The 13,088-nt window shown below is 42.2% G+C and carries 8 protein-coding genes; 5 read left to right on the top strand and 3 right to left on the bottom strand.

The features are described 5' to 3' along the window. Nucleotides 1-42: 42 nt before the first annotated feature. Nucleotides 43-3,648: an AAA-like domain-containing protein gene (locus CFPU101_RS21620; protein ID WP_206817483.1), complete on the top strand. Its 3,606-nt coding sequence runs from the start codon at nucleotides 43-45 to the stop codon at nucleotides 3,646-3,648. 192 nt (nucleotides 3,649-3,840) lie between these two features. Further along, the gene (locus tag CFPU101_RS21615) at nucleotides 3,841-4,698 is read left to right on the top strand and encodes a bile acid:sodium symporter family protein (RefSeq protein WP_307730469.1); all 858 of its coding nucleotides are present in this window, start codon (nucleotides 3,841-3,843) and stop codon (nucleotides 4,696-4,698) included. A 46-nt stretch (nucleotides 4,699-4,744) separates the two neighbouring features. On the opposite strand, the gene parA is transcribed toward CFPU101_RS21615, so the two are convergent. Together parA and CFPU101_RS21605 are read right to left on the bottom strand one after the other, a co-directional pair. Continuing rightward, nucleotides 4,745-5,422, bottom strand: a complete 678-nt coding sequence (parA, locus tag CFPU101_RS21610) for a ParA family partition ATPase (RefSeq protein WP_206817479.1) — start codon at nucleotides 5,420-5,422, stop codon at nucleotides 4,745-4,747. Between the two features lie 305 nt (nucleotides 5,423-5,727). Beyond that, nucleotides 5,728-7,194 carry an ISLre2 family transposase gene (locus CFPU101_RS21605; protein ID WP_206817477.1) on the bottom strand — a complete coding sequence of 489 codons (1,467 nt, stop codon included), beginning with the start codon at nucleotides 7,192-7,194 and terminating at the stop codon, nucleotides 5,728-5,730. A 489-nt stretch (nucleotides 7,195-7,683) separates the two neighbouring features. Between CFPU101_RS21605 and CFPU101_RS21600 the strand changes: the two genes are divergently transcribed. Continuing rightward, nucleotides 7,684-8,064, top strand: a complete 381-nt coding sequence (locus CFPU101_RS21600) for a hypothetical protein (RefSeq protein WP_206817475.1) — start codon at nucleotides 7,684-7,686, stop codon at nucleotides 8,062-8,064. Between the two features lie 886 nt (nucleotides 8,065-8,950). On the opposite strand, the gene CFPU101_RS21595 is transcribed toward CFPU101_RS21600, so the two are convergent. After that, nucleotides 8,951-9,910 (bottom strand): tyrosine-type recombinase/integrase, encoded by a 960-nt coding sequence (locus CFPU101_RS21595; protein ID WP_206817473.1) that lies wholly within the window; start codon nucleotides 9,908-9,910, stop codon nucleotides 8,951-8,953. Nucleotides 9,911-10,254: 344 nt separating this feature from the next. Between CFPU101_RS21595 and CFPU101_RS21590 the strand changes: the two genes are divergently transcribed. Both CFPU101_RS21590 and CFPU101_RS21585 read left to right on the top strand, forming a co-directional pair. Beyond that, nucleotides 10,255-10,803 carry a Uma2 family endonuclease gene (locus CFPU101_RS21590; protein ID WP_206817471.1) on the top strand — a complete coding sequence of 183 codons (549 nt, stop codon included), beginning with the start codon at nucleotides 10,255-10,257 and terminating at the stop codon, nucleotides 10,801-10,803. Between the two features lie 149 nt (nucleotides 10,804-10,952). Beyond that, nucleotides 10,953-12,896 carry a helix-turn-helix transcriptional regulator gene (locus tag CFPU101_RS21585; protein WP_242578160.1) on the top strand — a complete coding sequence of 648 codons (1,944 nt, stop codon included), beginning with the start codon at nucleotides 10,953-10,955 and terminating at the stop codon, nucleotides 12,894-12,896. Nucleotides 12,897-13,088: the final 192 nt, after the last annotated feature.

Here is a 13,088-nt window from a genome sequence, read left to right as displayed (position 1 = left end):
GGCAAGTGTATTAAGATCAATTAATAATTTCTAGGTAGTTGGATGAGTCCCTATCAATACTGTATTGGTGGTAGCTTATCAGTGGATGCACCTACTTATGTGGTGCGTCAAGCAGATACCGAACTATTTGAGGCCTTGATGGCGGGACAGTTCTGCTATGTGTTCAATTCTCGCCAAATGGGGAAGTCGTCTTTACTGTTTCGCACTCGTCGCCTATTGGCAGCGCAGGGGGATCGGAGTGCCTTTCTCGATATGACCCGAATTGGCAGCGAAACGGTTTCGCTGAGTCAGTGGTATCGAGGAATAATTTTAGAATTATGGCGCAGTTTTGAGTTAGAGATTAATCTCAAAACTTGGAAACAGCAAGTTGATGATCTTTCACCCATTCAACAACTCAGTGTATTTATTGACGAGATTCTGCTGCCTGCTTTTCCTGATGAGTGCTTAGTTATTTTTGTTGATGAAATTGATAGTATTCTCAGTCTCAGTTTTCCCGTCAATGATTTTTTTGCCTTCATCCGCTCTTGCTATATTCAGCGAGCGGCTAATTCAGCTTACCAACGTTTAACATTTGCGTTATTTGGGGTCGCCACTCCAATTGACTTAATGCAAGATCGCCAGCGTACCCCCTTTAATATTGGTCGAGCGATCAAGCTACACGGGTTTCAGTCAAGCGAGGTAGAGCCGCTAGTCAAAGGATTAGTCGGAGTTGTCAGCGAGCCAAAAGCTGCTCTTGAGCGTATTTTGGATTGGACAAACGGGCAACCTTTTTTAACGCAAAAGCTATGTCAGTTAGTTGTCGAGAGTCAGCAAGACAGCCGTTTAGGATTACAAAATAATGAAACAGTTGCCATTGATTGTGCTGATCTTGTGGATCAATTGGTGCAATCTCGAATCATTCATAACTGGAAGACTCAAGACAATCCTGAGCATCTCCGCACCATTCACGATCGAATTGAGCGTAACGAGCAAAAGGCTGCCAGAATGCTTACTCTCTATCAGCAAATTTTACAGTCTGGTCGATCAGCATTTGAAGAACAATTTTTCAAATCTGATCGGATCAAAGTGGATGATAGCCGTGAGCAGATTGAGCTTTTCTTATCTGGATTGGTGGTTCAAACGCAGGGATATCTGCAAGTCAGGTGTCCCATTTACGAAAAGATTTTTACTTTAACTTGGATTGAGCAACAGCTTGCCGCCCTACGCCCCTACTCAGAGGCGTTTAATGCCTGGGTTGTATCTAAGCAGAAAGATCAGTCCCGACTGTTGCGAGGACAATCCTTGAGGAGTGCGTTAGCATGGGCAGACGGCAAGAGTTTGAGCGATCTGGACTATCGCTTTTTGGCAGCAAGTCAGGAACTAGAACAGCAGGAAACCCGAAATCGACTGGAGCAACGCAACCTTCGACAGCAGAACTTAATTTTGTCGCTGGTTAGTGTTGCCCTGTTGATTTCCACAGGTTTAGGATTGGCGATCTTTGCTCAGTATCGTCAGGCGTTAGAGCGAGAACAGCAGCTACGCACTAGCGAGATTCAAACACTCACCTCATCCTCAGAAGCCTTCTTTGCATCTGGGCGGCGGTTAGATGCACTGGTGCAAGCCATGAAAGCGCAAATTGGACTGCAAGCTCTCAAGCGGAACAATCGAGGATCGGAGCGACAACGTGAACTTGACCCAGCCCCCATAGCTCAAACTAAATCACAGTCACTGAATCAGCAAGTTGAGTTAACCTTGCAGCAGGCCGTCTATGGAGCGATCGAATCGAATCGGATATCGGGGTTTAAGGGTGGCGTTAATAGTGTTGCAGTTAGCCCCAATGGTGCTTATGTCGCCACAGCCAGCCTCGACGGGAGTGTGCAGCTTTGGCGAGCCAACGGTTCCCATCTAATTACCATCCAAGGACACAAAGATCGTGCTTGGAGTGTTGCCTTTAGCCCTGACAGTTCGGTTTTAATGTCGGCTGGAGGAGATGGAAAAATTAACCTTTGGAATCTGAACGGAAAATTGTTGAAGACGATCGCAGGGCATCCACTGGGTGTGTGGCGAGCGATTTTTAGTCCAGATGGCTCGCTAATTGCCTCCGCTAGTCCCGATCAAACCGTTAAACTGTGGAAGCGGGATGGAACTTTATTAAAAACCCTGCCTCATAAGGGTCTTGTCTTTGGTCTTGATTTCAGTGCCGATGGTCGATCATTAGTAACGGGTGCTTACGATAACAAAGTTAGAATTTGGCGAGTCGGTAGCGCATCGGCTCCATTTGGTACACTCCTCAAAACCTTGAGTGGGCATCACACAGGGGTCACCAGTGTGACTTATCGCCCTACGGGTAATTTAATTGTGTCGGCAGAACAAGATGGTACCATTAAACTGTGGCGATCTGACGGCAGATTAGTCAAAACGCTAGAAACCAGGGGTGGTTTTACCAATCTTGCCTTTAGCCCAGATGGTCAAACCTTTGCATCGGTTGACATGAATGGGGCAGTGAAACTGTGGCGATACGACGGGACAACCCTTGCAACCTTTGGGGGACATAACGGTGAGATTCGAGGAGTGGCGTTTAGCCCAGATGGTAAAACGATTCTTTCATCTGGTTTAGATAAAACGGTGCGATTTTGGAAACTTGGAGGAATGCCATTTCTCAGAATTCTTCGTCACCCCGTAGAAGTGACTGGATTAGCGATTAGTCCAAACGGAGAACGCATTGTGACGGGTACCAGTAACGGCAAAGTCTATCTGTGGGATCAAAAAGGAATTTTGCTGCGTTCTCTTGATGCCCATGAATCTCAAATTCAAGATATTGCCTTTAGTAAGAATAGCAAAGAGTTTGCCACAGCTAGTTGGGATGGAACCGTTAAGCTTTGGGATCGCAATGGCAACTTATTTAACGTGTTAAAAGGGTCAACAACTACTTTAATCCCTAAACGAACGGTTGCGTTCAGCCCTGATGGAGCATATCTCGCAGCTGGTAATTTTAATGGAGGCAAATTTACGCTGTGGAATCGCAATCGTACGTTAGTAAGAACGGTTTCAGCCTGCGCTTCGATCGTGGGTGGAGTTACTTTCAGCCCCGATAGTCAAACGATCGCGACTGGATGTAATGACAATCAAGTTAAACTGTGGAGCCTGGATGGTAAGCTGCTAAAAGCTTTCAAAGGTCATCAAGGCATCGTTCGGGCGGTTGCGTTCAGTCCAGATGGAAGGCAGATCGTTTCTGGATCGGTGGATGGTACAGCCAAGCTCTGGCGATCAGATGGCACGCTGTTAACCACTTTCGCTCAACACAAAGCTCCGCTTTTAAGTGTAGCTTATACCAGCCATGCACGATATGCTGATGGTTCTGCTCATACATTGATTGCTTCTGCATCTGGCGATCGCACTGTTAAACTGTGGCTACCAAACGGTACGGAGGTAGCTACTTTGAATGGCCACTCTGGGACAGTGAATAAAGTTGCGTTCAGTGCCGATGGTCGTAAGGTCATCTCGGCAAGTGCTGACAGTACGGCTATTATTTGGGATCTCAACACCATCATTCATTCTGAGAATGTTTTGAAGCTTGGCTGTGAGTGGATTAAGGGTTATTTACAAAATAATTCTGATTTGCAAAAAAGCGATCGTACCCTCTGTGATTCAGTTATCAACACTCCCTAAAAGAATCCTTATCTTTTGCTTAACTTCTCAAATGAGGCGTTTAACTTCGGACTCTACTTCATCAATTCTGTCATTATTTGATGTAATGAATTTATCTTATGTGGCAGGTGATTATTCTCCTATTCTAAAGCAATTGATACTTTGCTCATTAATCCCCATTTTATTTCTAGCTGTAATGTCGTTTAACTTGCAATGTTTTCTATGAGCGACTCAACTACATTACTCTGTCACAACTTAGTTAAGTTGACGTTGTTCTCGCTGATGTTGTCTTTGGGAATAACGCTAAGGCTTGAAGCGGTACTTTCATTGTGGCAAAGACCGGGGCTACTCAATCGTTCTATTCTGGCGATCATCGTTGTGGTGCCAATACTGGTGGCATTGGTAGTATTTTCTTTTGAGCTACCACAAGAGGTCAAGATTGGATTAATTCTGATCGCAATTGCGCCTGGTACATCGTTAACCCTGTACCAACCCAAACACAACCGAGCGCAATCCTATGCGATCGCATTGCAAGCAACAGTTTCTCTATTAGCTGTGATTACTGTTCCACTAACAATCACCATTTTGCAAGAATTTTTCCCACCAGAAATGCAAATTTCACCATTTAAAGTGGTGCAGCAACTGGCTGTGGCTCAATTCCTACCTTTAATGCTTGGTATTACGGTTCGTTACTGCTGGTCAGACTTTGCAGACAATTTAGAGACTCTGCTCACTCAGGCTGCTAACGTTCTGCTTTGTATTTTGCTACTCTGGGTTTTAGCACAGCAGCTAGATGCTGTTTTAAATATTGGATTCTTTCCGCTCATCGTCATTGGGCTATTGGCAGTAATTTCACTCTGGGTCGGACATTTCCTGGGTGGACGAGAATCATCTACTCGCGTGACGTTAGCCACGACAACCACCACCCACAGTGCGGCTCTGGCGTTGTTCATCGCCATCTTAAACTTGCCCCACCTAGACGTATCACCTGCCATTGCCGTCTATGTGCTGGTGTCAGGTGCGCTGACGATCGCCTACACGACTTGGTCTGTTGCGGTGCAAGTGCCATAGTTCTAGCCCAAGTCGTTGAACCTAATGTCACTCCTGATAGTCACGCTCAAAATTCCTGAGAGTTGTGAGGGCGCAAAATCGCCAAAACCTCATCCGTCAAGGCTTGAATTTCTGAGATGGCCTCTTTAGCCTTACTGCCAAAATCATACACCGTCTGCCCGAACACCGCCGCCTGACGGTACACCTGTCGCTGGCGCACATAACTTCTTGCCAGTTCAATGCCGAAAGAAGGCAGGATCTCTAGGATTTCTTGAGCTAGGGTCGTGTGTGGCTGACACTGGTTAATCACCAGACGGGATTGCAAATCTTCATTCACCGCACTGACCTGCTCAATCACCTGACGAATGCCCACCGCCGCCCACATATCCAACGGCGACGGGATCAGAGGCACCAGAGCTAAGTCAGCAATCAGCAATGCACTCTGTGGCACAGGAGAGTCCGCCGCTGGAGGGCAGTCGATAATAATGTAGTCGTAGTCATCGACAAACTTCTTCACCTCGCGGTGAACCTTAGAAGAAGCAGCACTCAACCCCACCACCGAAGCGGGAAAAGGAGTCACATCAGCGGCCGTTGCCGCCCATCGGGTCGCCGTTCCCTGCGGGTCGGCATCTACCACCAGAACCTTATTCTGAAGGTGAGCTAAAGCACCTGCTAGTTGCATACTGATCGTGGTTTTGCCACTTCCCCCTTTTTGGTTAACGACGGCAAGAATTTTCGCTGGCATGAGATAAACAGTATTAACCGTAAAAAGTGTTTATATAGTTTAAATATTTTATAGCGTTTCTCCGATTCTGCCACACTCCTTGGGTTAAGTCAATTGGGGAGCAATGCGAAAAAGTTGGGAAGCTCGCGTTAGAAAATGAAAAAGTCGAAAATGAGAGGAAAACAAGCTTCTCTTCTAGAAAAGTACCCATAAAAATCTCGGGCTGCCTTAAAGGAAGAGCTATCTTAAAGGATTGAAAAACTATTTATAATTAAGAACAAAAGAGCCAATTAATGATGGAGAATCAAGAAAATATTGCTCTAATTTTAGGCAATAAAAGGATGAATTCTAGCGGTCAAAACAAGATTTTCAAATTGTGTCCAAGCATTAGCTACCCATTTGCAACGAGCGTGAAGTAGAATTTCAGCATGATGACGCAACCAAAATTTTCCATTTCCTTTCAGTCTTAAATTAACAACTTGACGAATTAAACTTTCGACTGCACCACTACCGAGCGGTAAATGTTTTTGGAAAATCAAAGAATAGTTAAGCCAGCCGTTCTGCCATCCCTTAGTCAGATAATTAATCGGTTTAATTAAATTTTCTTTTTGGGAGTCGGTAGCGAGGTTAAGAATTTGGTTCATTTCTTGTAAAAGCAAAGAAATTGAGCCATCTTTAAGAAGGCGACGAGCTTTCTTAAACCATTCTTTCTGCTCTTTCACTTGAGAAAAAGCTAAATTTGAAAATTGAGAAATATGTTCGCAGACATGGTAAAAATCCCAAAGAAAATAGGTTTGATTTGGACAATTTAACTTTTTGAGTAAAGGAGGAATATGGAGCCAAATCCATTCGCATCCATCCGCAATAAAAAGAACTTGTTTAGCTTGGTAAATTCCCATCTTAAAAAGGTACATTTCTAAGAGATTTAACAAATCTCGAAAGTTACCGAAAGTACCATCATTGACGACTGATATTTCTCCTTTTTTTAGTTTCTTTCCTGCTTCATTTACTGTGTAAATGGTGAATAATTTAGGTTCGACCCATTCCGTATTGTAAGGAAAATAATTGGTTTTTGGGTTGGGACTTTTTCCTAGCGAATTGCGAACCTTTGTCCGTCCTCCATCTACAGAAATTACGACTCGTTTACCTTTTAACTCATCTCCTGAAATCATTTCTTCACATAAATAGGAATCTACTTCCAGGTTTCTTTGATTTAAAGCTACCTGACCAAACTGATAAGTTAATCTTTCAATTCTTCTCAGGCTTAAGTTAATTTCCCAATCTATTAAAATTTTTTGGGCAGTTTCAAATGAATGACTAATTGTGCCATATTTAGCTACGGTTGCCCAGACATAAGGGGTTACTCCTTCTTCTAGAGCTAACCATCTTAACAACGGACAAAATCCTTGATGCGGTAAGTTTTTAGAGAGGTTTTTAAACCGTTGTGTACTATCTCTTTCCACAACATAAGGGATTTTCAATTTGATTTGAACATTTCCTAAAGTTGTAATGCTCCGATTAACTCGTCCATTAGGAACAGTTTTATTTCGCCACCACCCTTGAGTTTTTTCTTGAGCTACTTGATGAACTTCAGGCAGGGAAACAAGATGGTTAAGAAAAATTTTTAGGCACTCTCCCACTAAGATTAAAGCTTCTTCACACAACTTTTGTTCTAAATCTTTTAAGGCCACACCATTAAAGTTTTCTAGGTCTTCAATGTTAAATAGTGGACTCACCTTGTCTTGAAAGTTAAAGAGAACTTGTGTTAAATTTGAAGAGAATTTATTAAGCATTGAGGTGTCCTTCTCTACGGCTAGTTATCTTGAGTTTTCTTTAACTCTAGCAAGTGAGAAGGACTTTGCTTGTTGAGGATTCTTTTCTTTCTAACTCTGCTCAAATATTGAATTTTAAAAAAGTTTTTTCGATTTTTCGAGTTAGTTACAGAAATCTTGTTACACTTCTTTTTAAAATAATTATCTTTAGACATATTTCTTCATATTTTTTGCTTTTTCTAGGCTCTCCCTCTTTCCCCAACTTTTTCGCATTGCTCCCAGTCAATTGATAGAACTATTTATACAGTTTGTACTATATTAATCATTTAATCAGTTAATATAGTTTTAGAGGATAACTCTTAAAAATAAGGCAAGCTTAAAACTATAAAAGTTATCTGTGGTACTCAACAATTAACTCAAAAAGCTTGCCTATTGAATGAGTTCGTTTCTATGTCGTTTTTTGCCCTTTCCGTTCACATACACCAAGTTAGCCATATGGTCAGGAAAAACATGAAGTCAGCCTTGAGTGCTTCAATTCACGCTGAAGATGAAGCGGTCAAAACTCGGTTTGAACGAGCCGAAGCACTCTTAGGCGGCCAAAACCCACTCAACCGCCTTGAGGGGGTCGTCTTAGCAGAAGACCAGGACAGCCCATCTAAAGAAGTTAAAAAAGAACGAGTCATCCGAGACAGCTTCACTTTACCTAGCGATGATTACGAGTTGATCGCTGCACTTAAGAAACGGTGCCTCTTGAGTGCCGTCAACGTGACCAAAAGTGAGGTCATCCGTGCTGGGCTTCATGCTCTCCACCAGTTAAGCGATAACGAACTGCTCTCACTCATCGATAGTTTGGCTAAAGTGAAAACAGGAAGACCGTCATCTTCCAAGTAAACAGTTTATACAGTTTATATCAAATAAATCGTTTAAATGATTTAAAGGGATTCATTAAGTTTTGACAAAGTAGGACAGCCTTTTTGAGTTGGTCTATCGGTTCCATATAAGGTCTGTTGTATTGAAGGTGCGGAAGGCACCTCGCCGTTCACCGACTTTTAAAGTCGGTGAACGGCGAGGCTGTCCTACTTTGTCCGACATTTTTCCAAGGGTATAAATTATATAATCATCAATTAATCAGTTTTAAGGGAAGTCTTGGCAATCGGCTTTTGTGATGTCGGTAAAAGCTGGACATGATGAGTCGGAAGAACGTAGCCGTCCTACAAAAAGTGTATGCTGACGAATGCGGTTAATCGAGAGTTGCGGAATGCACCTTTATAGATGCTTTTCTTGCGTTCGACTTTCATCTCGGTCGGCGGTGGTCTTACACGAAAGAGCGTTCTTGATCGCCAATCATCATCCCGAACGACAAGCGTCTAAGGGAGAAAATCTTGTATTATAAAGTATGACAGAAATACACCAACATTTATTAAATATTGTCAAAAAACTCCCAAGCGATTTTGAACCCTATGGCAAGAGAAGCCGTGATGAAGATTGGGGGCCAGATTGTGGAATGTGGGTGTAAATATTTCCTTCCCCTTGAAGGATCTTTGAGATTTGATTGGGGGGTATGTATGAACCCTAATAGTCCGAGAGTCGGATTATTAACATTTGAACATCAAGGGTGCCGAGCATTTGAGTATGATGAGAATACAGAACAGGAAGACTAATACAATCGCCACATTTTCTAGAATATTGATTAAAGAATTTAGAATCTATAATCTAGATTCTACCTAATTAGCCGACTGAGGCGTATTCACTCTTATGTAGTCCGCTCAAACTTCCACTAATCATCATTCCACATAGATAGACATTGCACCGCCTTACGCTTCGTTTCCTCACCCCGCCTGTCATACTTCGCCGTCGTCACCACCGAGGCATGACCCGCCAACTTCTGCACCGTGACGATATCTACCCCTGCATCAAGTAAGTCAGAGCAAAACGTCCGCCTGAAATCATGGGGAGAAAAAAATTCTAAACCCGCCATCGCGGCCCGTTTCTGCACAATGCGCCAAATGGCATCAGGGTGCATCTGACTTAAATGTAAATGCCCTCCCTTGTGAATTCGACAGAATAACGCCCCTGGTTCATGGCCCCTCACGGATAACCATTTTTCGACAAAAGGAATCGCCTCTATGGGCAAATAAACTTTGCGACTCTTGCCCCGTTTACTCTTACGTACTTCTAACTCCCCTAACAAGGCCTTAAAATCTTTTAATTCCAGCTTCACCAACTCTGAACGACGTATTCCCGTCCCCCGCAACATCGCTATAATCGCTGCATCCCTTACATCAAGGGGACTGTCAGAGGAGCAAGTGGCCAGCAGGGCGGAAATTTCCTCTCCCGCCAGAGAACGTCCCCTCGGTTCAGGTTCAGCCTTAATATTAGGAAAATCCACCGCCTTCTGATAATCCTCCGCTTGCATCAACCCTAATCTATATGCCTCCCGTAACACTCTCCGCAAAGCTGACAGCATCTTATTAGCCGTCACAGGAGCGAATTTTTCTAGTAACGCCACTCTGATGGCTGCCGTATGATGGTAGCGTAGCTTCGACCAATCCAGAGTCAGGGCATCACATTCAGAATTGGTCAGAATTGAAGCGATCGCACTCAAAGAATAGCGAATCGTTCGTCTTGACCCTTCACTCAAAAGAGATAAGTAGACCCCTGCTGGATGGAGCGTCAAAGGAATCGGCTCAGTGAGCTTCAGGTTTTCGGGCAAGGAGTGTTCGAGTTTGGGCAACATAATAACTCGTTCAAGAAATGTTTCTCACGAATCATTTTCCCATTACGAGTGAGATCTAGAGACAAATTTTTACGAAAATCTTCTTGAGACTGACGGATTGCCAGAGGTGAAGGCTTTGTGCGTTCATGTTTCCGATTTTACCCAGAAAAAAAGGTTCAGGCGTTCTGACCCCCTTGCTCAATAGACTAGCTCCCGTACAAGCTCTCCACTTTGGATACAAAGAAAGAGTGATACAGGAAGCGGTCAGAATGAATCGCCAACGAAAAAAATCGTTCACTAACAAAGCCATTATTATAGATAACAAGGACAAACTAGACTGACCCATTACTGAGGACAGGTTATTCATGAAAACCTTAGCCAAATGGACAGTAGAAGATTATCATCGTCTAATCGACACTGGCTTTTTAAATCGGCGAAAAGTAGAACTCATTGCTGGAGAAATTATTGAGATGCCTCCTGAAGGGCCCCTTCATGCTTTTGTGACTGAAGGCTTTGCTAAGTACCTACAAGCTCTATTGCAAGAACTGGCTTTAGTCCGCGAAGCTCACCCCATTACACTAGCTGATTCTGAACCCCAACCTGATCTAGCTATCTGCAAATTGCCCCGACAACAATACAAAACTCGCCATCCCCAACCATCGGAGATTTTCTGGTTGATTGAAATCTCTCAATCAACTTTAGATTATGACTTGAGTGAGAAAAAACAAGCCTATGCAAGAGCAGGAATTCAAGAGTATTGGGTAGTTGATGTCAAAGGAGCGCAAGTTTACGTTTTCCGACAACCGCTTGGGGATGACTATCAAGCTTCCTCCATTATCAGTAAAGGGGGTATTACTCCTCTTGCCTTTCCAAATATTCAGGTGTCAATAGAAAAGTTTTGGACGGAAGCCTAGATAGAATTTAAGAGGCTATTTGTGTGAATGACAAGGATGTTCCCTTGCCCCATCAAAATAATCTTATTAAGCTTGTAGAATGAGCTTGTGAGATTTTAGTCCGTACCTTAATTTTTACTTCCTTCTACTCAAAGGATGTCGAAGAGAAAATGAAAGCTTTAATCTATGACCCCTCTAATATTACTTTTAATTTTAACGAAGAAAAAATTTTAGAAGTTGAAAGATATATTCGTGAAGAAACAGGTCTACTTTTCTCTGTTGCTTACGCTCTCCGAGAAACCCTATTTGATTTATATGAATACAAAGTTAAAGCTGCTGAATCTGAACAACAAAAAGAGCTAGATGCAACGAAATTTTATATCACTTCAGTTGCCAAAACTCAAGAGAATCATTCTATTCCTCAATATATTTTAACAGAATATTTAGTTCAACGCCTAAAACAAATTATTTCTCCTTTATTTGAGGAGCTAGACATATGGAAATGTTGTGCCTATGATTTTCTCTTCCATTTTTCCCTTTCTCATGAAATAAGAATGGCAACTTTAGCATTCTATTCAAATCAAAATGTGATCGATTTTGAGATGAGAAAGCAACTCTTATTCACGACGTTACAAAACCATCCAGTGGACAAAAATTTTGCGGAACAATTTACAGCTTTGGAATGGCACTATTCCAGAGAAATTGCCGATCTAATCTTTGAAAATACCAAAGCGGAAACTCTGACTCTACAAGAACTCGATCAATTCATGTTTAAATTGAATCAAGAGGATTTAATTCGGTTCTCTGCCCTTCAAGACTCTAATCTAGAATCCAAATTGACAGCCCCTATTCTGCCGATTCCTACGGGAGCATTTTTGACCAGTAGTCTTAACTCTCAAATTCGCAAAGACTTATGGAAAAAAGATTGTAATGGTCTAGCTTTTTTCAAACATCAATCTAAGAGAAATTCTCAGAACTATGTGGAACACTATATCGCCAATTCAGGAGATATTGAAATTCTCCCTTGGGAGCAGGCAGAGCAGATTATCGATAAATTCGGCTTTGATACAGTTAAACTCCATCTCATTTTTGCTGCCCATACCATGAATCATGAGCGGCCTTGGGAAAATAAGTTTACCTTAAAAGCTACTGATATAGTTCAATACTTAGGATGGGATAAACGAACAGATTTACCGCTTCATGAAAAGCTCAACAAAATTGCTCAAACTGCCTTTGTGTTAGATTGTTTGCTCGTTAAATCCGTCTGGATAGAAGGAAAAAATCCAAAAGGAGGAATTAATGCTAGCACACCCGTAGGAAGAATGTGGAATATCGTGGTTGACCCAAGAGGACAGCTAAATATCGAAGGAAAAATCGAAAAACCCGAAGAAGTTTATATAACAATACAACCAGGTCTTATTTTTAACAGCTTTCTAAATAAGGCGGGAAACCAAATGAAAGAAGCACTTTATCAATTTGGTTACCTTGCCCAAAACATTCTCCAAATTGACCCCTATCATGAGGAACTCGCCCTCAGATTGGCAATCCACCTAACGATGGAGAGTAGGTATCATAAGAGTGGTTTATATCGAGTTGAAACTTTGTTAAAAGCGATACTGCCCCATCCTGTTATTGATGAAGCTATTCTAGATAAGCGTAAGGCTTATGAACTAAAGCAACGTTGGGATAATGCGTTGGGACTTCTCTCTCGACTCTCTTGGCAGATTCAGTTTGATAAATCCTACCCAGAATGGCTACAGCCAAGTTCTCAATTTCCTAAGCCAGCCGGCTGGCGGAAAATCACAATCATAGAGCGAATTCTGCAAGCAACGATTATCATTAAGCCTCCAGAACCGATTCCAGAACTTATCAAAGCCAAAGTCAAAATTCAACCGTCTACGAACAAGCAAAAGTTGAAATCAGCTACTCGCAAAACAAAACTGACAGGTGACCAGATTCGAGAAGCTAGAACAACAAAGGGCTGGAGTCAGAGAACACTAGCACAATGTTTGAACGTTACCCAGACCTCAATAGGTTTCTGGGAAAATGGAAAACGGAATCCATCACCAAAAATGGAAGCAAACTTGAAAAAAATACTAGAAATAGACAAATAAACCTTGAATATAAAACTAAACTTTACTTTTTGAGAGAGTGAAGCAGTACAAAGTTATTGTTTTCACTCTCTCCTGTTGTATATACTTTAATCCCTGGCTCTTATAAACCTTGAGTGTGAAAACATTTCCTCTAGTATCCTCCGACCAAATTAATGTTTTTGTTTTCACAAAAATTTTTTTAAAAATTGACCT

The sequence above is a fragment of the Chroococcus sp. FPU101 genome, from assembly GCF_017312365.1.
GTDB lineage: Bacteria > Cyanobacteriota > Cyanobacteriia > Cyanobacteriales > Microcystaceae > Chroococcus.
The sequence above is the reverse complement of the archived record's forward strand: the minus strand, read 5'-3'. Positions and strand labels throughout refer to the sequence as shown.